General features: G+C 40.8%; 22 protein-coding genes. 13 read left to right on the forward strand and 9 right to left on the reverse strand.

The annotated features are described in order from the left end of the window. From JWG41_RS05070 to JWG41_RS05120, 11 genes are all read left to right on the forward strand, one after another. Nucleotides 1-222: ATP synthase F0 subunit C (locus JWG41_RS05070; protein WP_205268861.1), on the forward strand; the 222-nt coding region annotated here is incomplete at its 5' end. Between the two features lie 2 nt (nt 223-224). Continuing rightward, nucleotides 225-749 (forward strand): F0F1 ATP synthase subunit B, encoded by a 525-nt coding sequence (locus JWG41_RS05075; protein ID WP_205268862.1) that lies wholly within the window; start codon nt 225-227, stop codon nt 747-749. After that, nucleotides 746-1,309, forward strand: a complete 564-nt coding sequence (gene atpH / locus JWG41_RS05080; protein ID WP_205268863.1) for an ATP synthase F1 subunit delta — start codon at nt 746-748, stop codon at nt 1,307-1,309. The genes JWG41_RS05075 and atpH overlap by 4 nt, the downstream gene beginning before the upstream one ends. After that, nucleotides 1,306-2,820 carry a F0F1 ATP synthase subunit alpha gene (gene atpA / locus JWG41_RS05085; RefSeq protein ID WP_205268864.1) on the forward strand — a complete coding sequence of 505 codons (1,515 nt, stop codon included), beginning with the start codon at nt 1,306-1,308 and terminating at the stop codon, nt 2,818-2,820. Before atpH ends, atpA begins: the two co-directional genes overlap by 4 nt. Nucleotides 2,821-2,831: 11 nt before the next feature. Next, nucleotides 2,832-3,701, forward strand: a complete 870-nt coding sequence (gene atpG, locus JWG41_RS05090) for an ATP synthase F1 subunit gamma (protein WP_205268865.1) — start codon at nt 2,832-2,834, stop codon at nt 3,699-3,701. A gap of 21 nt (nt 3,702-3,722) precedes the next feature. Next, nucleotides 3,723-5,129: a F0F1 ATP synthase subunit beta gene (atpD, locus tag JWG41_RS05095; RefSeq protein ID WP_205268866.1), complete on the forward strand. Its 1,407-nt coding sequence runs from the start codon at nt 3,723-3,725 to the stop codon at nt 5,127-5,129. A 5-nt stretch (nt 5,130-5,134) separates the two neighbouring features. After that, nucleotides 5,135-5,515, forward strand: coding sequence for an ATP synthase F1 subunit epsilon (gene atpC, locus JWG41_RS05100; RefSeq protein ID WP_205268867.1), 381 nt, complete (start codon nt 5,135-5,137; stop codon nt 5,513-5,515). A gap of 353 nt (nt 5,516-5,868) precedes the next feature. Continuing rightward, complete coding sequence (locus tag JWG41_RS05105; RefSeq protein WP_205268868.1) at nt 5,869-8,109, forward strand: putative sodium/potassium/calcium exchanger; 2,241 nt, start codon at nt 5,869-5,871, stop codon at nt 8,107-8,109. A 1-nt stretch (nt 8,110) separates the two neighbouring features. Next, nucleotides 8,111-10,354, forward strand: coding sequence for a GAF domain-containing protein (locus JWG41_RS05110; protein ID WP_205268869.1), 2,244 nt, complete (start codon nt 8,111-8,113; stop codon nt 10,352-10,354). Between the two features lie 10 nt (nt 10,355-10,364). Beyond that, nucleotides 10,365-11,762 carry an MBOAT family O-acyltransferase gene (locus tag JWG41_RS05115; RefSeq protein WP_205268870.1) on the forward strand — a complete coding sequence of 466 codons (1,398 nt, stop codon included), beginning with the start codon at nt 10,365-10,367 and terminating at the stop codon, nt 11,760-11,762. 9 nt (nt 11,763-11,771) lie between these two features. Continuing rightward, nucleotides 11,772-12,815, forward strand: coding sequence for a hypothetical protein (locus tag JWG41_RS05120; protein WP_205268871.1), 1,044 nt, complete (start codon nt 11,772-11,774; stop codon nt 12,813-12,815). On the opposite strand, the gene JWG41_RS05125 is transcribed toward JWG41_RS05120, so the two are convergent. From JWG41_RS05125 to JWG41_RS05135, 3 genes are read right to left on the reverse strand one after another with little or no spacing between them, the layout of a single operon-like run. Further along, nucleotides 12,777-12,962: a DUF5808 domain-containing protein gene (locus JWG41_RS05125; protein WP_002975080.1), complete on the reverse strand. Its 186-nt coding sequence runs from the start codon at nt 12,960-12,962 to the stop codon at nt 12,777-12,779. The genes JWG41_RS05120 and JWG41_RS05125 overlap by 39 nt on opposite strands. 27 nt (nt 12,963-12,989) lie before the next feature. After that, nucleotides 12,990-14,075, reverse strand: coding sequence for a glutamine-hydrolyzing carbamoyl-phosphate synthase small subunit (carA, locus tag JWG41_RS05130; protein ID WP_205268898.1), 1,086 nt, complete (start codon nt 14,073-14,075; stop codon nt 12,990-12,992). A gap of 46 nt (nt 14,076-14,121) precedes the next feature. Continuing rightward, nucleotides 14,122-14,595 (reverse strand): hypothetical protein, encoded by a 474-nt coding sequence (locus JWG41_RS05135; protein WP_332461278.1) that lies wholly within the window; start codon nt 14,593-14,595, stop codon nt 14,122-14,124. A 271-nt stretch (nt 14,596-14,866) separates the two neighbouring features. On the opposite strand from JWG41_RS05135, the gene JWG41_RS05140 reads away from it, so the two are divergent. Then, on the forward strand, nt 14,867-15,796 hold the full coding sequence (locus JWG41_RS05140; protein WP_205268873.1) for a porin OmpL1: 930 nt from the start codon (nt 14,867-14,869) through the stop codon (nt 15,794-15,796). A gap of 120 nt (nt 15,797-15,916) precedes the next feature. On the opposite strand, the gene JWG41_RS05145 is transcribed toward JWG41_RS05140, so the two are convergent. From JWG41_RS05145 to JWG41_RS05160, 4 genes are read right to left on the reverse strand one after another with little or no spacing between them, the layout of a single operon-like run. Then, on the reverse strand, nt 15,917-16,213 hold the full coding sequence (locus JWG41_RS05145) for a 4a-hydroxytetrahydrobiopterin dehydratase (protein WP_205268874.1): 297 nt from the start codon (nt 16,211-16,213) through the stop codon (nt 15,917-15,919). Continuing rightward, nucleotides 16,210-17,097, reverse strand: coding sequence for a DMT family transporter (locus tag JWG41_RS05150; protein ID WP_205268875.1), 888 nt, complete (start codon nt 17,095-17,097; stop codon nt 16,210-16,212). The genes JWG41_RS05145 and JWG41_RS05150 overlap by 4 nt, the downstream gene beginning before the upstream one ends. Next, entirely contained in the window at nt 17,087-17,752 is a 666-nt protein-coding gene (gene ung / locus JWG41_RS05155; RefSeq protein ID WP_205268876.1) for a uracil-DNA glycosylase, read from the reverse strand. Before ung ends, JWG41_RS05150 begins: the two co-directional genes overlap by 11 nt. Beyond that, nucleotides 17,733-18,938, reverse strand: coding sequence for a hypothetical protein (locus JWG41_RS05160; RefSeq protein ID WP_205268877.1), 1,206 nt, complete (start codon nt 18,936-18,938; stop codon nt 17,733-17,735). The genes ung and JWG41_RS05160 overlap by 20 nt, the downstream gene beginning before the upstream one ends. Nucleotides 18,939-18,980: 42 nt before the next feature. On the opposite strand from JWG41_RS05160, the gene JWG41_RS05165 reads away from it, so the two are divergent. Then, a complete protein-coding gene (locus JWG41_RS05165; protein ID WP_205268878.1) occupies nt 18,981-19,895 on the forward strand; it encodes a DMT family transporter in 915 nt (304 codons plus the stop codon). Between the two features lie 38 nt (nt 19,896-19,933). Here the strand turns inward: JWG41_RS05165 and JWG41_RS05170 are convergent, their stop codons facing one another. Then, nucleotides 19,934-20,992, reverse strand: coding sequence for an AI-2E family transporter (locus JWG41_RS05170; RefSeq protein WP_205268879.1), 1,059 nt, complete (start codon nt 20,990-20,992; stop codon nt 19,934-19,936). Then, nucleotides 20,989-21,510 (reverse strand): cyclic nucleotide-binding domain-containing protein, encoded by a 522-nt coding sequence (locus JWG41_RS05175; RefSeq protein WP_100791304.1) that lies wholly within the window; start codon nt 21,508-21,510, stop codon nt 20,989-20,991. Before JWG41_RS05175 ends, JWG41_RS05170 begins: the two co-directional genes overlap by 4 nt. Nucleotides 21,511-21,543 lie beyond the last annotated feature (33 nt).

Consider the following 21,543-nt stretch of genomic DNA (forward strand, 5'->3'; position numbering starts at 1 on the left):
GGAATCGGTATTGGTAGAATTGGTGGATCAGTGGCTGAAAGCATTAGCCGTCAACCAGAAGCAGCTGGAAAGATCCAACTCGTTCTTTACGTAGCAGCAGGTATGATTGAAGGGGCAGCACTTTTCGCAGTGGTTATCGCTCTTCTTATCGCGCTTAAACTCAATGGCTCAATTGATAAAACAATTGGTGCTGGTGCCACTAAAGTAGAACAAGGACAATAGTCTTGGTTATCCTCGCGGCTTCCGGCTTCAATTTGCTGAAAGTCAATCCGGGTCTGGTCATCTGGACCCTGGTCACTTTCGGAGTTGTTGTCCTCGTTCTTAAAAAATTTGCATGGGACAAGATCCTTCATGCTCTCGAAGAACGTGCTTCCGGCATCCAAGGCGATATCAACAAAGCAGAAACTCTTCGCGTTGAAGCAGAAAAGTCTTTAAAAGAATATAAAGACCAACTCTTCAAAGCGACAGAAGAAGCACACAAAATTGTAGATGAAGCTAAGAAAGATGCAGTTGCTCTCCGCACTCGATTGACGGAAGAAGCACACAACGAAGTAAAAGGCATTAAAGACAGTGCAATTCGCGAAATCGAACTAGCGAAAGGCAGAGCTTTATCTGAAATGCAAAACCAAATTGTGGAAATGTCCGTTCTCATCGCGAGTGAGATCTTGGAAAAACAATTAAAGAAGGAAGACTATGCTTCCTTTGTCGAAAAAGAGATCGCAAAACTCGATAAACTTAAAATCAAATGAGTCTGAACCAAATTTCAAAGGTTTACGCAACGGCACTTTTGGAGTTAGCTCAGGAAGCTAACTCGCTTGAGTCAACGGAAGAGGAACTTTCAACCCTGGTTGATATTTTCTTTTCCGATGATTCAATCCGCCATTATTTCCTTTCTCCGTTAGTTGATCCTTCTGAGAAAGAACGAACTGCTGAAAAGTCAGTTCAAGGGAAGGCATCAGAAATCGTTGCCAACTTCATTACACTTGTGGTTCGTAAGAATCGATTTCTATTCCTCAAGGATATTTTGGAAGATTTTAGAACAGGAGTGGACCGACTTAAAAATCGTAGTTCTCTTCGCATTGTTTCCAAAGATTCTCTTGGCAAAGAAGCCGTAGATCGAATCACCAAGTCTATCTCTTCCAAGTTCGGACGCGAAGTTCGCGTATCAGAACAAACGGATCCAACCCTTATTGGTGGATTCAAAATCTATATAGACGACTTTTTAATCGATGCCTCGATCCGTGCAAAACTTGCCGGAATTGAAGAGGCTCTCCTCCAAAAGAAAATCCCAGTCGGAGCATTTGAATGAAAATTAAAACAGACGAAGTAACGTCGGTACTAAAACAAGAAATTAAAAACTTCAAAAAAGACCTTCAAGTTGAAGAAGTTGGAACGGTTCTCGAAGTAGGGGACGGGATTGCGAGAGTTTACGGACTCACTAACGTAATGTCAGGAGAGCTTGTCGAATTCCAAAACGGAGTTCGTGGGCAAGCCTTCAACTTAGAAGAAAACTCCGTAGGGGTTGTAATCTTTGGTGATTATATTAAAATTGAAGAAGGTTTTTCCGTTAAACGTGTTGGAAAAATCTTCGAAGTTCCGGTCGGACCGGAACTCCTTGGCCGAGTGCTGAACCCTCTTGGGGAAGTGATCGACGGTAAAGGACCACTGAACGCAAAAAAAACAAGACCTGTGGAGTCACCAGCTCCAGGGATTGCGATGAGAAAGTCCGTTCATGAGCCAATGCAAACAGGAATCAAAGCAATCGATGCAATGATCCCAATTGGTCGTGGACAACGAGAACTTATCATTGGTGACCGCGGAACGGGAAAAACTTCCATCGCGATCGATACCATCATCAACCAAAAAGGAAAAGGTGTGATCTGCGTTTATGTAGCGATTGGACAAAAAGCATCTACTGTTGCTTCCACCATCGAAATGTTACGTGAAAAAGGTGCTCTTGAGTATACCATCATCGTATCGGCAAACGCATCAGAACCTGCTCCTATGTTATTCATTGCTCCATACTCTGGTGCAACTATGGCTGAATACTTTATGTATGAAGAAGGAAAAGCTACACTTGTTGTGTATGATGACCTTTCTAAACAAGCCGTAGCATACCGACAAATGTGCCTTTTACTTCGCCGCCCACCAGGTCGTGAAGCTTATCCTGGGGACGTATTCTATCTTCACTCTCGCCTTCTCGAAAGAGCAGCGAAACTCGATGACAAATTTGGTGGTGGATCTATGACAGCACTTCCTATCATTGAAACACAAGAAGGGGAAGTATCTGCATACATTCCTACAAACGTAATCTCCATCACTGATGGTCAGATTTACCTTCAGTCCAACCTCTTTGCATCGGGCCTTCGCCCTGCGGTGGATGTGGGAATTTCTGTATCAAGGGTAGGATCGGCAGCGCAAATCAAAGCGATGAAAAAAGTAGCAGGAACTTTGAAGTCTGATTTGGCTCAGTTCCGTGACTTGGAAGCGTTTGCGCAGTTAGGAACAGAACTCGATCCAGTAACGCAAGCTCAGCTTGATCGTGGTTACCGAGTTCTAGAAATTCTGAAACAACCAAACAATTCACCGACTCCAGTAGAAGAACAAGTAATCTCTATTTTTGCGGTTTCTAAAGGTTTTATGGATGTGGTTCCTACAGCAAAGGTTCGTGAATTCGAAACTTTCCTACTCAGAACTATGAGAGAACAACACCCAGAAATTTTAGAAGAAATCAGAACTGCGAAAGAAGTAAAACAAGAAGCAGCTCTGCAAAAAACAATCAAATCGATTGTAGAACATTTTCTAGCAAAGAATAACTAAGGGGAAAGATCTTGGCGACACCGCGTGAGATAAAAAAGAGGATTAACTCGGTTAAAAACACGAGAAAAATCACTCGAACCATGGAGATGGTCTCCACGGCAAAGGCAAAAAAAGCGACTAACAAAGTTAATGCGGCAAAACCATATGCTGACTTGACTCGTCAGTTAGTTTCTTCTTTGTCTAGCCTTGCTTCGATCATCCATAGCCCTTACTTAAGGAAGCCGGACAAAATCCGAAAAGTTGCTATCCTTGCAATTGCCGCCAATCGTGGATTATGTGGTGGTTTTAACTCCAACCTTCTTCGTATGGTAAAAAACCGTATCGAAGAGTTGAAGTCCAAAGGTGTGGAAGTTGAAGTCCATGCTGCAGGAAAAAAAGCGATCGCCTTCTTTAAATTTGCGAAGATCGAATTGGTAACATCACAAACCAATATCGATGATAAAGCGGGAAGTAAAGAAGCGAACGAACTTGCTTCTTATTTTATGGAACGTTTCGCAAATGAATCGGTGGATTCTGTTGAAATTATTTCCACTCATTACTATTCGGCAGCCAACCAAAAACCTGAGATCACAACTGTTCTTCCTTTGAAAATGGAAGAAACTGGATCAAAAGGTTCTTCGGGGCCAGATGTATTGTATGAGCCAGATCCAAAAACAATTTTGGAAAACCTTCTTCCTATGGTGATCAAAACAACTTTTGTTAAGATCATTTTGGAGTCGGTAGCATCCGAACACATTGCACGAAGAGTGGCCATGAAGGCGGCAACAGATGCTGCAGGTGAGATGATCAAACTTCTTACTCGCGGTTACAACCGTGTTCGTCAGGCAAAAATCACGCAGGAAATTTCAGAAATCGTAGGGGGAGCGGAAGCCATCTCCTAACAAAGGTCTTTCGGAGTATATATGAATAAAGGTAAAATTAAACAAATCATCGGTTCGGTATTGGACATCAGTTTTGATTCCGGGAATATGCCTGAAATCTACAATGCCGTAGAGATTCAATCTAAAGTAAACGGCAAAGATGTTACAATTACTGCCGAAGTGCAACAACACATCGGAGACAACACAGTTCGTGCGATCTCCCTTCAGTCCACAGACGGATTAAAAAGAGGACTCGAAGTTGTTGATACAGGAATACCAATCTCTGTTCCAGTAGGAACAAAAACTCTTGGTCGTATTTTTAACGTATTAGGTGAAGTCATCGATGAGTTAGGTGATCTTCCTAAAGACGTAAAAAGAATGCCAATCCATAGAAACGCACCTTCTTATGAAGAAATTAAACCTAAAACAGAAATCTTTGAAACAGGGATCAAGGTCATCGACCTTCTTGCTCCTTATATCAAAGGGGGAAAAACAGGACTATTCGGTGGTGCTGGGGTAGGAAAAACAGTTCTTATTCAAGAGCTTATCAACAACATCGCAAAACAACATGGTGGTTACTCTGTGTTCGCTGGTGTGGGTGAAAGAACTCGTGAAGGAAACGACCTTTGGAATGAGATGAAGGAATCGGGAGTAATTGACAAAACAGTTCTTTGTTTTGGTCAGATGAACGAACCTCCTGGTGCTCGTCTTCGTGTGGCTCTTTCTGCATTAACTATGGCAGAAAACTTCCGTGATGAATCCGGTTCTGATATTTTACTTTTCGTAGATAACATCTTCCGTTTCTCTCAAGCAGGATCTGAAGTATCAGCCCTTCTTGGTCGTATGCCTTCTGCGGTAGGTTACCAACCAACTCTATCTACCGAAATGGGTGGATTACAAGAACGGATTACATCAACGGTTCGCGGATCCATCACTTCTGTGCAAGCGATCTACGTTCCTGCCGACGACTTAACTGACCCGGCTCCTGCGACTGCGTTCACTCACTTAGATGCAACAACAGTTCTTTCTCGTGCGATTTCTGAGAAAGGGATTTATCCTGCGGTGGATCCACTCGATTCCACTTCTCGCATCATGAACCCACAAATCGTGGGAGACGAACACTACAACACTGCGCGTGAAGTACAAAGAATTCTTCAAAGATACAAAGACCTTCAAGATATCATTGCGATCCTTGGTATGGACGAACTTTCTGAAGACGATAAAGTCCTAGTGGCTCGTGCTCGTCGTTTGGAGAAATTCCTCTCACAACCATTCCACGTAGCAGAGCAGTTTACTGGTCGACCTGGAAAGTATGTGAAATTGGAAGATACCATTCGTTCCTTCAAAGGAATTATTGAAGGTAAATATGACACACTTCCTGAGCAAGCGTTCTACATGGTCGGATCGATTGACGAAGTAATCGAAGCGGCGAAACAACTCAAAGGTTAATCAGGATGAGTAAAGAACTGACTTTAACGGTCATCTCTCCTGACAAAATCCTTTACCAAGGCAAGGCAGAGTCTGTGATTCTGCCGGGTTCTGTGGGTTATTTTGGGATTTTACCGGGACACGCCACTCTGGTGTCCCAGTTGGACTTTGGGCTCATCAAATTGCACACAGCCGGAAAAGAGTTCCGGATCGCCATTGATGGGGGATTCTGTGAAGTGAGAAATGACCAAATCCGAGTCCTTACCGAAGGTGGGGATTCTGAGGATGATTTGTCCCATGACCACGCTGTGGAACTCCTGGAAGAAGCGGAAGCCCTTCCGTCCTCTAAAGACAAAGAAATTCTTCTAAAGAAAGCAAAAGTTCGCATTTTACTGCACGAACGTTAATTTTTTTCCCCCCTTCTTGCCGAAAATATACCAGAGGGGGATTTCCTTTGGCTGTAGATTGGATTCGACGTTTTGTATTGGTATCGATACTATTCACCGGATTCTATTACTTAAAGGAAAACCCTGATTTGCGAAAAAGAATCTATTCTGAAGAACCGATTCGTGTTAAAATTGAGGGACCCGTATTGAATCCCGGGTTTTATTCATTGGATGCGGGTTCGAGCGGAAAAGATTTGATTGAGATGGCGGGTGGATACGTACCCGGAGCGCAAATCAAAACGGAGGACAGTATCTTGGAACAGCCGTTAGAGGATGGCGAGATACTAAATTTGGGAAAACGGTAACCGAGGCGAATGGCGGATCAAGAACAGAATAAAAACGAAGATCTAGAAAACATCGAACCTGTACTCGATGAAGACTCGTTTTCTTTGGATTTGGATGATTTTGATATGGGCGATGATGATTTGGATGTCTCGCCAGGGATTGAAGCTCCAAACCTAGACGATATTTCCGCCTTTGACGATGAAGACGATTCCATTTCGGATATGGTCGCATCTTCCGATTCCTATGATGATTTATTAGATATAGATTTAGATTCTGACCTTAATTTACTTGGGGAAGAAGATCCCATTTTACATGATGAAGACATTCACGCCGATTTTTCTGATTACGAAGAAGAATCGGAAAAAGAACAAAGTAGCTCTCATAACCCCACCAAACAATCATATAACGACGATATCAATGATGATGATCTTGAACTAGAGTTTGATGATGATTTGATTGATCTTGATAAAGAAATCGAATCGATACTCAATGGTGAAGACGGAATTCTTACCTCCAAAAAATCCAAACAAGAATTGGAAGAAGAAGAGGAGGGACCTATCTCCCTCTCTCTAGAAGAACTAGAAAACATTACCGGTGATTTAGAAGAGGAAGACCATTCTGGCGAACCGGAACGTTCTTCTTCTTCTTTTGAAGAAGAACATGCACTGATCGATGAACATTCAGACTTAGATTTGGATTTGGATGATTCTGAAATTGATACCGACCTTTCCTTCGATGAAGAAGGAAAACCTGAATTTGATTTAACAGACCTAAACGAAGAAGATTCTTTCCTACCTATAGACGATTTAGGACCCGCAACTGATGAGACAGAGGAAACAGGATTCCAACCACTTGTGGATCCCGAGGAAGAAGAACTATTTGGAAAAACCAAAGAAGATGAAAATCTCACACTTTCCGATGAAGAACTGGGAAGTATCCTTGGTGCTGGTGGCGAAGCAAGTTTAGAAGAAACTCTTGGTTCTGAAGAAGAATTTTTAACTTCGGATGATGAATCCGAACTTCCTAGCTTTTCTGATGAAGAGGGCGGATTTGACCTGTTAGGTGGTGAATTTGAACCGACAGAAGACGAACCTTCCGTTGAAGAAGAGGACGAAGGCCCACTCACTTTATCTTTAGAAGAATTAGAAAATATTTCTGGTGAAGCAGTCGAAGAAGACTACGAAGAACCAAGCTCTGATATCTTAAGTGAGGAATTGGAAGACGAATCCATCACACTCAGTCCAGACGAACTTGGAAATATCATTGCGGGTGATCCGGTTGAAGAATCGGAAGAATCCGATCTAGAAGAAACACACGAATTAGATACAGATATTGGAGATGACTTTGATTTCGCTTTAGGCGAACCTGAATCGGATTTGGAAGAAGCAGAAAGTTCTGAAGAAGGCCTTGAAGGTCAAATGGAAGGTTTCGAATCTTCTGATGAAGAGGATGAAGGTCCGATTGCTCTTTCTATGGAAGAATTAGAATCCATTGCTTCCGAAGCAGAAGAAAGTTCTGAAGAAGAACTTGTGGATAGTTTAGACCGAGCTCCACTCCCTTACGAAGAAGAGTTGGCTCCTAAGTCGGATCTACTGGCTGAAGATGAAGAAGACGAATCCATTGCTTTGTCAATGGAGGAATTAGAAAATATTACAGCCTCTGAAGAAGAAGATATTGAGGAGGAAGACATCACTCTTTCTCCGGAAAGCCTGGATGAAATTTTAGGTGAGGAACTTCCTGGTGAAGGTTTAGACGATATTGCTGACCTTCCTGAAGAAGAAGAATTTTCTTTATCAGAACCAATCGGTGATGAAGAATCTTCAGAATTCGATTTCACTGCAAACGATGGCGATGATTTAGTCGAACACGAAGGTGGAATGGATTTCGGAGATTTAACTTCGGATTCCGTTATAGACGATAGTTTTGATTTATCAACTCCAGACCTAACGAAAGATATACGAAATCCTACACTTGCTGGTGATGATTCCGAAGAATATGAAGTTGATTTGGATGAATATGCAATGGAAGGAAAACTCTCTCCATTGGAAGAACTTCGTAAATCAGATGTATCCGCTCCAGAGACAAAATCATCTTCTGCGGAAGCATTTGCCGATGCGGGTGGGGATAACCTATCTACAGGGGATCGAAAGAAAGTTTTAGGTTACTTAGATAACTTACTTGGAAATCTTCCTGATGATGTGATCCGAGAATTCTCGAAATCCCAATACTTCGAGTTATACAAAAAAATGATGAAAGAATTGGAGTTATAAAGTGGGACTTCTCGATAGAGCCGAAGAAATTAAAAAAACTTCGGGTTCTCAGGCTTCAAAACCTTCCTCCAGTCCCCAAGGGAAACCATCTTTATTAAAAAAAGCAGAGTCCTTTCGTGAAGAGACGGCTCCGCCAAAAAAAGAATCAGTTCCGGTGGCAGATACCGACTCGGAATGGTTAGACGATAGTTTTCCTGACAGTTTGGCTACTGAAATCGGGGACCTTCCCAATCCTGATGGGGAAGAGGAATTTGATCTCAGTGACATTCCTGAACTGACAGACGCTGACTTTGGTGATCTCGCAGAGGAACCTTGGGATGCGGATCCACTCCCCAATCTAGAAAATGATTTGGATGATATCTCTTCTGACTACGAACCTGTTTCTTCTGAAGATTCGGAACCAGAGTCACCAGCCGAACCTGATTTAGATTTGGATTTTGATTTACCTTCTTTTGATGAGGAACCTTCTCCCGATGTTTCGGGTGAAGAGACGAAACCTCAAGAATCAAATCCGGAACCCGTGGCAGAACCTAAACTTCCACCTGCCAGCGAACCAGACTTTGGTGATGATTTAATTGATCGTGATTACCATGACGAAACTGAAGAACCAGATACACCTCTTCCAGAAGTCAATATCTTTGATGAGTGGGAAAACGATGCCAAAAGAGAAGCCGCAAAACAGCCGCTAAGACCAGCCAAAGATGATCCGGCTCCCATTGGAGAAGATGTACTTTTTGATGATGAATCGGATTTTGGTACAGCACCAATGTCCTACCATTTAGCTTCTAAAAAACGAATCGAGAATTACCAAGCTATCTTTGAAATCACAAAAGAAATTGCTTCTTCGAAAGAGTTTTCTGATTATTTCGACAACTTAGTTTATAGTTTGATTGGCCAAGTGGGATGTAACTCTGTAGTGATTCTCACATCTACCAATCCAAAAAATCCAAAATGGGAAGCCGTTGCGGCCCAAGGAATTCCATCCAAAGATTCTTGGTATCTTTCTCCTAATGATGAAATTTATTCTCGTATCTCCGATTCCGAAACCGTTATCTATGCCGGAGAATTTAAATCTTCTCGATTGCCTGATCGAGAATTCAGATTATTAAATGAAATGGGTTCTGAAATCCTTGTTCCCATTCGTCATGGAGAAAAGTGTTTTGGAGTTTTGTCTCTCGGAAAATTAATCAATGGTGAAGAATACATCACTGATGATTTAGAATTTGCTAAAATCGTTGGGGACATTGCGGGTTCTGTTTTTGAAAGAGTATCCGAATTCGAATCGATGACGGATGACTTAGTACAAGCGAAAGAAGTCATTGAAATCAATGAATCGGTTTTGCGATTTGCTCGTGATTTCGCTCGTGTTCGTAAAATGGACGAAGCGTTTGACCTTCTCATTGATAATATCAAAAACAAATTGGGCGTAAAACAATTTTCCTTTTTGGTTTTGGATTCTGAAACTCGCTCCGACTATATTGTGTTTGGTTCTAATTTCATCTTACCGGAACGAGCGAAAGACTTTAGGCTGAGTAAAGATTCTGATATTGTGGGTATGGTCTCCAATGTTGCGGGAGTGTATCGATTAGAAAATTTCCGCGAAGATTCAGAACTAAAATCTATTTTTACAAATGATGAACTAGGGATTATGAGTGAATTCACAATCCTACCAATCATCAATTTAAATTGGCTTGTGGGTATGGTAATTGTTCATTCTACCGGAACGGCATGGACAGATACAACAAGAGATGTGGCGGTTACGCTTCTTGAAACTTCGGCTCCCGTGTTTGCCAACCTTCTCATCTTACAAGAAAAAGAAGCACTATTTAGAAATCCTTTCAATCCGCTGGAATCTAGAATTTTAACGGAAATTGAAAAAGCATCCCAAATGAATACGGACTTTACTGTATCTTTATTTAAAATTCAAAATGTATCTCGCATGGTGCACTTAGTGGGAGCAGGAACATTTGCTCGTTATGCGGATGCACTGCGAAAAACGATGATGGATCATATCGGAGAATTGGATTTTTTTACAAGAGTAGGGCAGGGTAAGTTCGCTATGGTTCTTCATGGAAAAGACAAAGAAGAAACCGATGTTGTGATTAAAAAAATCAAATCTTCGTTTGCGAAAAAAGAAGATGCGATCATTGGATCATTCCGGGCCACATATAGAGTATTGAATTTATCATATCCGCATGATACCAAGGACAAAAATCAATTTTTGGAAATGGTTGAAGAAGCCTAAGTAAGGATCTGTGTTATTTAATTCGATTTCCTTTCTTTCGCATTTTTTAATTTTTTATTTCGTTTATTATTTTGCCTCTAATCGAATTCGGAAGTATTCACTTTTGTTCTTCGGTGTTTATTTTTATTCCCAATGGAATATAAATGCCAGTTTTCTTTTATTCATCTCTATTGTATTTAATTACAGCTTAGCAAGATATCTGACTTACCTTTCCGGGAAACCTAGGAAATTTGTTTTTATCTTGGGGATCACTTCCAACTTACTTTATCTTGGCGTTTTTAAATATTTTGTTTTTGTTTGGGAATTGTTTTCTGATTTAAAAATTGGATTTGGATCCACTGGGCTGGAATGGAAACCAGAGATCCTTTTGCCCATTGGAATTTCTTTTTATACATTTCATAATATCAGTTATTTGATCGAAGTTTATGAGGAAAGAATTCTTCCTTGCAAAAACTTTTTCACATTTGCCATCTATGATTTGTTTTTTCCCTTATTGTTACTTGGTCCAATCGAAAGGCCGGGTAATCTCATCCCACAAATTGAATCGAAACAAACGATCACAAGAGAAAATATTTGGAACGGCCTCTCTCTTTTTATCTGGGGTGTATTCATTAAATCTACGATTGCCGATCCCTTCTCTCGTTATGTGGAAATCCATGCCCAAGGTTTTGAATCTCTAGAAGCGGGCATTTTGTGGATCGTTGCACCGGTAATTGCTTTTCAGGTTTATGCAGACTTCTTTGGTTATTCCCTTTGTGCCATGGGTCTTGCCGAAATGATGGGTTTTCGTTTGATGAATAATTTTAAAAGACCATTTTTCTCCTCGAATCCATCGGAGTTCTGGTCCAAATGGCATATCTCTCTTTCAACTTGGTTACGAGATTACGTATATATTAGGTTAGGTGGAAATAGGCATGGGTTTTTTCGTGAAAATATAAACTTATTGGTCGTTTGGTTTTTGGCAGGAATTTGGCATGGAGCCGGATATGGATTTGTGATTTGGGGATTGTATTTAGGGCTTTGTTTGGTATTGTACAGAACTCTCAAACATTTTGGTTTTGTAAAAACGGGAAGTCGCTTCCAGTCTATGTTTGGAGTGTTTTTTACTTTTTATAGCTTTTCATTGGGACTTCTTCTGTTCCGGATTCATTCCCCATTGGAAACCATATCAATTTTAGAAAACCTTTCTCATCTACCGAAACTTTCTTCTATTCCTCTGATGATTCTTTTCACAACCATTCCGCTTCTGGCATTTGATCTTTGGCAAGAGTGGAAAGAAACAGAACGGCCAGACTTTTTTGTATCATCAAAGCCGTTTTCGTTTTTAGTTATGTTCTTTTTATTATTCCTTTGGTTTTCTTTATTTTCACCATTCGGGAAACAGGATTTTTTCTATTTCCAGTTTTGATCCAAATTTATGAAATTAAGATACATCACAGCCACACTGATTTTTCTTTCTCTTTTTATGCATCTCACATGGGAATGGCTCATCCCTTACTGTGAAACCACATCTACTTATTGGTATTTAGCTCGGAAAAGGAAAATCTCAAACGAAGTTAAAGTACTAGTATTAGGTGATAGCCAGATAGTGAGTGGGATCACACCGAAAACCATTGCTGATATTGAATCTGTATCTGAGAATGAAGTTTTATACCTTCCGAAACCCAGTGAACAACCAGAAGGAATTCTTACTGATTCATTAAAGCTTATCTACAAGCTCCCTAAACTTAAAAAAATCTATGTAAACCTTTCTCCTTTAAATACGAGTAAAAACTCAATCACAGATGCCCATAAACAACTGTTTTATTCTTTTGGGAACTTTACTTTCGATACAATTGCAAATCCATTATTACGTAAGGCATACTTTTCTAATCTAACAGATCTCAGTTGGAAGTTTGTCATCGAAGTGTTTCCTTACTTTGGGTTGAGTCCTAACCTGAACCGTTTGGTATATGACAGATCGGCGCAAATGGATTTGCCAAGAAGGAAAGAGGAATATAGGTCCATCAAACAAAGTATGGAAAAAGAAAACGGAGCTTGGATTTGGAAATCGATAGGTGATGATCCCACTCTCCAGGAATCAGAAGAGTTCCCTAATTTAAATACAACAATCCTTGCTGGGAGGAGAGAACTTTCGATGTTACTTTGGTCGGAATGTTTGCAAGTTTGGGAGAAACAAAACTTAGAAGTGGTTTTTCTTCGAATTCCTTTTTCCCCAAAGATGGAAAAAGATATTTTGTTAACCAAAGCCAATGCAGCTGGAGAGGATTTTTTTTCTCAGATTGTAGCAAGACCTAACAAAGAAAAGGTTGCGGTGTTTGATTTTAAATCAGGGTTTTTGACTGAGTATCAGTATTTTGCAGATTTGACACATCTCAACCAAAAAGGAAGAGATGCGTTTTCTAAAATTTTGAAAAAGAAACTATTTGATCACACCCACTCGTCGTCCGAGGGCATGTAGGTTGATTCCCCAACCAAGACCAAAAAATTGTTTTGGCGTGAGGATCTCCTCAGTACTTGGATCCCAAATATCTTTTACAAATGCTTCTGCAGTGATTTCGGTTCCGTAAGGAATTCCCCAAAAATTTTTATCTTCATTATATGACATGAACTAACCTCCGTAATTTACCAAATCTTAAGATTTGGAGGATTCTACCATAGTATAAAATTCTTGGAAATGGTAGGCTGAATCATGGGGTCCTGGACTTGCTTCCGGATGGTATTGGACAGCCATCACCGGTAGGCCCGTAGTTTTAAGACCAGCCACCGTATTGTCAAAAAGATTGATCCTTGTGATCGGCGTATCACTCGTTGATTCACCTAACACATGGAAACCATGGTTTTGTGATGTGATTTCAATTTTCCCTGTTTCTTCGTTTCGAACCGGATGGTTCCCACCACGGTGACCAAACTTAAGTTTGGCTGTCTTTTTCCCAAGTGCTAGGCCAATGATTTGGTGGCCCAAACAAATTCCAAAGAGTGGTTTTTTTGCATCCATAATGGCTTTTGCCGAAGCGATCGCATAATCTAGTGGTGCCGGATCTCCCGGGCCATTGGAAAGAAAATAAGCATCAAAACCATCTTTGAGTAAATCTTCTGCTTTTGTTTTTGCAGGAAAAACATGGACATTGAATCCAGCAGAGTCGAGAAGTTTGAGGATATTACGTTTGATTCCGAAGTCGTAGACCGCGAGTTTGAACTTACTAGGAGAGTGAGCTCCAAACAAGTATGGTTTTTCGCAAGTGACTACTTGAGCGAGATCCTGACCTTCCATAGAAGGGGCATTTTTCACTGCCTCTAAAAAAGAATCTTCATAGGTTTCACTCACGAAGATTCCGCAAGACATCGCACCCGCGTCTCGGATAATTCGTGTTAGTTTGCGGGTATCGATCCCTTCGATCGCAGGCACTCCAAACCGAATCAGAAACTCGCTGAGAGTTTCTTTGGATTGGAAGTTGGAAGGTCGTTTGACATATTCTTTGACGATGAGGCCGGAAGCCTGGATCCTGTCGGATTCCATATCGTCTGGATTGATTCCATAATTCCCAATCATAGGGTAGGTGAGGGTCACGAGTTGGCCTTTGTAAGAAGGGTCAGTGATGATTTCCTGATAACCTGCCATAGAGGTGTTAAAGACCACCTCGCCAATCGAATTCTTATTTGCACCGAAGGATCGGCCCTTCATGACCGTTCCGTTTGCTAAAACCAAAAAAGCCTGCATCAAATCCATTCCAAAGAATCGAGTCCTATTGACGAACAAAAATTCATCAGTCTTTTGTGTAATAGCGTTTTATCCTGTCATAGCGGTAATCTCCGTTGATTTCTACGGTTTGCATTTGGGAAAGGGATTCCGCCATTTCCTTGGCCAAAGAGGGCTCGATTGTCAAATAGGAGCGTCTTCCTCGGACTAGATAAACAATTTGGCCCGATTCTCCGTCTGCCTCAATCACCTGTCCTTGGATCCTTTTGGACTGAGAGGCCGGCGAACTCACGGAAACTTGGTATTTTTGGAAGATATGGGGTCGTCCCACACAAAGCCAAACATCGGAAGTGGGAGAAAGTTGTGTGGCCTTTCCTTCGATATGGCGTTTTTCAAAGGGTTGGTTGCCGAGAGCGAGACGCATCGTGTCGGCATCGCAGAAGATGATTTTCTCCCTGAGGGTTGTGCTATCCAAATAGCGGAATTGAGGTTCTACCCCTTTTGCATCCCAAAGCACCAATTCGCCCGAAAAACGGATCACTTTTCGCTCCATGGCAAAGCGATCGCTCGAAAACAGAACAAAAAGCAAGAACAATCTGCAAATAAGGAAAACTTGTTTAGAAGGCATTAGACTCATCCGAATTACCACATTTAACACAATTTTCGTTTAGATTTAACAATTTTATTTGACAAATCCTAGAAGAACGACTAGTTTCATTGCAATTGTCGGTATGAACGGCTGCTCACTTGCATTCGTTTGTCCACAGGTACGAAAAAAATTCAGGAAACACTCACTAAGGAGTAATCATCGCATGCTGAAATCTCTACGTTTTGGAATGATGGGGTTCTTACTTTTGTGCTTAGCTGGTAGCTTAAGCGCACAAACAGGTCCTCGTTCTTATTTTATGATCGGTCTTGGAGCTCAATTTGACCTAGCTCAACTCGGTGGAACCATCACTAAAGATGGTCTTGATTCAGGTAACCCTCGGGTAACCTCTACTGGGGCACCTTACGGAACTCCTCAAAAAGCAATCTATGCGGAAAACACATTGATCAGCTTAAAGAGAACGACTGGTGGTGCTGTTGGTGCAAAAACTAGCGGAGCTATGGTTGGTGGAAACGTAAACGTAGGTTACGAAAAAGAAGGGATCTTTGGAATCAATAGCCTTTTTTGGAGAATCAACGTTAACTACACTACCAAAATCTCTGGTGGTGAAACATCTTCAACTGTAATGGGTTACAAATGGTTAGACCAAGAGTGGCACTATACTGCTTGGACTGTTCCTACTTATCTTGGTATCAAATTGTATAACGCTGCAAACGACACAGCGATTTACATTGCTGGTGGTGTGAACTACTTCCAAGGATGGTGGGGAGTTTCTGGAACTATCAACACTCCAGCTCTTCAAGGATTTACTGCTGGATTAAATCCAAGCACTGGTGGACCATTATTAGGTTCTGGTGGTGGAGTTCTTCTTGGTGATGCTCCAAACCCTGGTGTTTACAAAGAAAACGTTCGTTTCGGCGCAAGCGGAATCGGTTTAAACTGGTTAGTGGGTGCTCAAACAAAAATCACTGACAAAGGTCACCTTTTCTTCGAATTGGAAACTATCCTTTCCGCAGGAATGGGAGTTGGTGGAGTATCGTCTATCGGTGGAGCTTCTGCTCTCGCTCCTTGGGTTGCATACCCAGTGGTTGTCGGTGGACAAACTTACCGCGTAGGTTACAAAATCGAGATCTAATCAGTTCTTTACTGAAAAGACAAAAGCCGGTGTTGGATTCCAACCCCGGCTTTTTTTATGCCCCGACAAAATAGGATACTCTATATGTTTAAAAAGGAAGGTTAATCTTTAAGTTCATCATCAATCCATCAGTTTGGTGATAAAATCTTTATCTCTTGAGGTCAGTGCATTGGTTTCATGTGTAAAAAGTTTGAGTCGCACCTTGTTGTATACATTCCAAATTTCTGCATGGTGGTCGAGGGCTTCCGATACTAAGGCAAGTTTTGTGATAAACCCAAAAGCTTCTTTGAAGTTACGAAATTCCTTGTAAAAAACAAAAAAGGTAAGATTCCCTTCTGTTTCTAGTTTCCAATCCAAGTAAGTTTCTAGGAGGTTTTGAATTTCCGATTCCATTAGGTTCTTTGGAATTTCTCTCATGGTTTTACCTTTCGTTTGTGGAATACAATCAAATACAATCCGAATAGAATGAGGCCTGCCCCTAAAAGTTTTTGGCCGTCAACGGGTTCTTTCATAAACAAAATACCAACAAACATTAAGAAGATGGGTTCTATAAGAAGGGTTGCATTCAGTTTACTTATGGGTAAATGGTTGTGCGCTTCGAAGTAAAAGGCCCTTCCTAAAAAATATCCAAGTAACGAGAATAATCCGAGGATGACGATGATCGAAAAATCTGGAATATGAAAGGAATGAATGTATAAAGAATATAAAAAGAAAAACATACTCAAAAGCAAAAGTCGTAAATAAGCATATTCTAGACCCAAAATTTCTGGAATGTATTTTTTAATCATATAACTTTGGATCGCAAAGAGAAAGGCACTGGCTAAAATACAAAAGGCAGAGACAACATGGATTTGTCCTTCCAAAGTAGAAATCATATAGATTCCGAGAATTGCTATGATAATTCCAAAAACTTCTGCACTCCTTAGTCGCTCTCCAAGGAAAAAGACTCCGAGTAACACATTGTACAATACTGTTGTTTTGATAAGAATCGCGGCTGGGCCCAAGTCCGTTTGTTTCAATGCATAATAGTACAAAACAATACCGATTGCATTGGATATGGTTCCTAAAGTAAGGATGGTCCCATCTCGCCTGATGGTTGTTAGAACTTTTATCCTTCGTTTTTTAGAGAATAAAAAATACGGAGTGACGACTAAAAACGCAAAACCCACTCCAAAGAGGGCTGCAATTTCCGGCTCCGTGTTGTAATTACGGAAAATTTCTTTAAAACCAATCACTTCTAAAGCAAAGAATACCCCTGTCAAAAATACAAAGAAGTATCCTTTTTTCTCGTTACCAGTCAATGGGTTCTTTTCCTTGAGAAATTAAGTATTCGTTGGTTTTTGAAAAATGTTTGTTCCCTAAAAATCCTCGGTAAGCGGAGAGGGGAGAAGGATGGGCTGATTTTAAAACAAAATGTTTGTTTGGTGGGATAAGAATTTCTTTTTTCCCTGCAAAAGCACCCCATAACAAAAACACAATATTTGATTTTTTTTCTGCCAAGATTTTGATCGCAGCATCCGTAAACTCTTCCCATCCTTTGTTTTGGTGAGAGCCCGCTTTGTCTTTTTGTACGGTAAGAGTGGCATTGAGAAGAAGCACTCCCTGGTTTGCCAAACGAGTTAAGTCTCCCGATTTGGGGACTGGTTTTCCTAGATCATCGGTAATTTCTTTAAATATGTTTTGTAAAGAAGGGGGAAAGGGAACACCCTCATTCACAGAAAAACAAAGGCCATGGGCCTGGCCTGGACCGTGGTAAGGGTCTTGGCCGAGGATCACTACCTTTACTTTGTCAAAAGGACAAGAGTCAAAGGCATTGAAGATTAACTTTGCTGGTGGGTATACAACCTTGGATTTATATTCTTCTCTGATCCAGTCCCGTAACGCAGAAAAATAAGGTTTTTCAAATTCGGCTGTTAAAACTTCTTTCCATCCTGATTCAATTTGTACGTCTTTCAACTCTCCCCTCCGAATGAAAGTATAATACTCGTAAGTCGATTCCTCCATGTGTGACATGGATTGTTTTTTTAGAAAAATTACGCAATTCTCTCATACAATCACTCCATTTTTCCTCTGTGGGACAAAGAATGAATCCAATGAGTTTGGGGCGATTTTTGGTGAGTTTTAAAAGTTCTTCTAAACGTTTTCCAATTTTAGAATAGAGTTTTTCTTCTGGTTCTGTCCTTTCGTGTTTGCGGAGACCATAGGGTGGGTTTAGTGGCAAAAAATAATGAGCGGTTTCCGATTCTGCTTCGGGTAAAACAGGGAAGGTTCTAAAAAAATCAGAGATACTATGATCCCAATCCTTTACCTGGATTGTTTTTTTCCATCGTTTGAATTCTTCCAACCAATAACTTTCTAAAGCAGGATCTGTATCTTGGATGACAATGGGTGTGGAGTAGGACGTGGAACTTTCTTTTTGTTTCTTTTTATAATGGTCTAATGATTTTTCTGGAAACAAAACCATCTTTTGAAATAAAAACTCTCTCGGTAAAGAAAGCAGGGGGATTTTTTCGGCTTGTAACGCCCATTCGGTGGCAAAGGTGAGTGTCCCTGCAAAAGGGATATATAGTGCCGCTACGTCTTCTTTCGGAATTAAAAAGTGATCAAAACATTGTTGGATGAGGATTTGTGTTAGGTCTTCGGGAACAGGGGCACTGGTCGGAAAATTGGCTTTGATTCCTCGTTTGTATCCCGGCTCTCCGAGGACCGACAGAGAAACTGTAATTTCATCTTCAAAGTAACTGATATGAAGGTTCTCTTTAATTTCATAAAATTTAATATTTGAATCAGTGAACAATGGTTTTGCGATTCCAACTGCTTCTGTAAGGATTCGGTCCCATTCTTCTTCTCTTACATCAGCTGAGGAATCCCAATCCTTTGTGCGTGCAATGACCAGTCGGATGTCCCGAAAACAAAGTCCATGAAACAAAAGATAGGCGATTTGATGAGAATTGGTATTTTCTAATTTGATTTTTTCGGAAAAAACCCGGACAGTAGGCTCTGGTTGGTTTGGTAAGGGAACGGAATCTAAAATTTCTTTGACTTGTTCCCCAACCCAGGTCGCGGTTCCAGGTGGAAAATACAACTCCCAACTTAAGGTTGTCCCGGTTTGTGGTTTTCGGATTCTAAATTTCCAATTCATCTTTTCCTTGCTCTGGCCCTTTCCTTCAAGAGATTGACTCATATGTCCAGGATCTTCACTCCGGAACTCTTTTTGGTGATTGCCGCCATTCTTTGGGGTGGAACCTTTGTGGTCATCAAACTTGCACTGGATTCGGTGCCGCCCTTTCTATTTTTAGCGGTCCGGTTTTGGCTCGCTGGAATTGTCACTTTACTCCTCTACCGAAAGACTTTGTTTTCCAAGGCGAACAGGAGATGGGACTATATCATCCCGGCCTTCCTTGTGGCTTTGTCTGCCCTTTTGGGTTACGCCTTCCAAACCATTGGTCTTGTTTATACGACAGCCACCCAGTCTGGTTTTATGACGGGCGCCTATGTTATTTTTGTTCCTTTGTTACAAATTGCCATCGAAAGGAAATTACCTTCGCTTCGTACATGGATTGCGGTTTTGATTGTAGTGGCGGGATTATTTTTAATTTCACAAAACGGAAAAACCTATGAGGAGATCCTTCAGTCCACAGGTTTTGGATTAGGTGATGGACTCACTCTCATTGGTGCTTTTTTCTTTGCCATCTACATCATACTCATCGATATTTTTAGTAAAAAAATTCCCGCACAGATTCTTGTATCTTTTGAGATCCTTCTCATTGCGATTGTTTCTACGACTTTGTTTCCAGTAGAATCCGTTTTTTTAAACCAACCCATCTCCATCCAATTTGATTTAAAATTTTGGATTGGGATCATCTATACTTCTATTTTTGCAACGATATTCACGACACAGATCCAAACCAGATACCAGAAAGCAGTTCCTCCGGCAAGAGCGGGACTACTTTATAGTATGGAACCTGTGTTTTCCTTCTTTCTCGCCTATTTGGTATTAGGGGAGAGGTTGGGGGTTGTGGGAATGATTGGATCCGGGCTTACCCTATTCGGGATTGTATTTTCCGAAATGGGTAAGTGGAACAAAAGAGAAGAATGAATTTTAAAGGAATGCCTTTTCCTTAACTTAAAATCCAACTAAATGATTTGGTGTTCTTTGAGTGCATGATAAAGAATTCCAATGGTTACTTTTAGGATGGATAAAACGGGAATGGCGAGTAACATTCCAAAGATTCCAAAGAAATTTCCCCCTACAGCAATCCCAATTAAGATCGCAAGCGGATGGAGAGAAACTGCATTGGCAATCACTACCGGTTGCACTATGGCATTATCCACTAACTGAGCAACGACGACCACAGAAGCAATGGAACCAGGCGAAGGTGACATTTCTGGAAAGAGAATCGAAAATAAAATGGGTGGGACAGCACCGACGAGTGGTCCTAAGTAAGGAATGGAATTGGCAATACCCAGAAATACTCCAAATAGAATGAAAAACTTTACACCAACAATATAAAATCCAATGGATGCAACGATTGCCATAATCCCACACTGGATCACCAAACTTTTTAAGTAACTTGTGATCTGTTGGTTCATTCGATAAAAAACCATTAGAAACATTTCAAAAAAACGATTGGGTATAAAACTAATCACAGTTTTGTAAATCAAATTGGCATCCAAAAGTAAAAAGAAACTAATGATAGGGATGATGATCATCCAACTAATAAAAGTGGGAATCATCACCACAAGCCCACGTAAAAATTCTTCCAAATTACTCGTTGCCATTTTGGCAACTTCCTCTGGATTGATGATTTTTTTCCATAACTCTGGGTTTTGTGACACTACGGGGAGTTTATTAAAATCGAGTAACTGAAAATTGGGATCATCCATTTTGTTCGACCACTCGGAGACTATGGGTTGGGCTTTTTCAAAAAGATTAGGTAAGTAAAAAGCTAAAAACCAATAAGCCACTCCTATCAAAATGGAAAAGATAAGAATGATTGTGATCGACCTATGAATTCCTCTGGATTCAAAATAATCCACTATCCCACGAAAGAGATAAAAATGAATTCCTGAAATAAGAAGGGGAATGGCGAGGAACTTAACTCCCACAATCCCAATCAAAATAGTAAGCCCAATCAGACCAAAAAAAGCAGTCCTTAAAATGAATGAAGATATATTGAATTCTTTCATATTCATTTGGTTTTATTTTTTTTACTTTTGAAGTAAGCTGCTTCTAGTGTATCGTTTGTTTTGCGAAGTCTATCTGCAATGATGGATGCAAAACTGAGTAGTAAGTCGTTTCCTACTCTTGGTTTTGTTTCTAAAAGGGTTTTTAATTCTGGTTGAAAGAATCCAAGTAAGATGGAATCAACAAGAGCTACAGCAGTAGCTGACCTGGGAAAGTCTTGGAAGAGAGCTAACTCTCCAAAAAAGGCACCTTTCTCTAGTTCGGCGAGTTTTAAGGTAACACCTTCTCTTTCTGAATAAATCTCTACCTTACCTTGTAAGATGAGATACACTCCCGTTCCTGCTTGGCCTTGGTAAAAGATAGTTTCACCGGCGTAATACTTACGTTTGTGGATCAGCCTTGCGACTTCGCGTAAGGTTCTACGAGACATACCTTCGAAGATTGCAGTTTCGCGTAAAAAATGTGAAATCTCCGTAATCGGGTTTTCGTCACGTTTGAGAATGGATTTCCAAAGGGGAAGTTGCATAGAGCCTCTCCTATATAAATCGGATAGACGGGG

The sequence above is a fragment of the Leptospira chreensis genome, from assembly GCF_016919165.1.
Taxonomy (GTDB): domain Bacteria; phylum Spirochaetota; class Leptospiria; order Leptospirales; family Leptospiraceae; genus Leptospira_A; species Leptospira_A chreensis.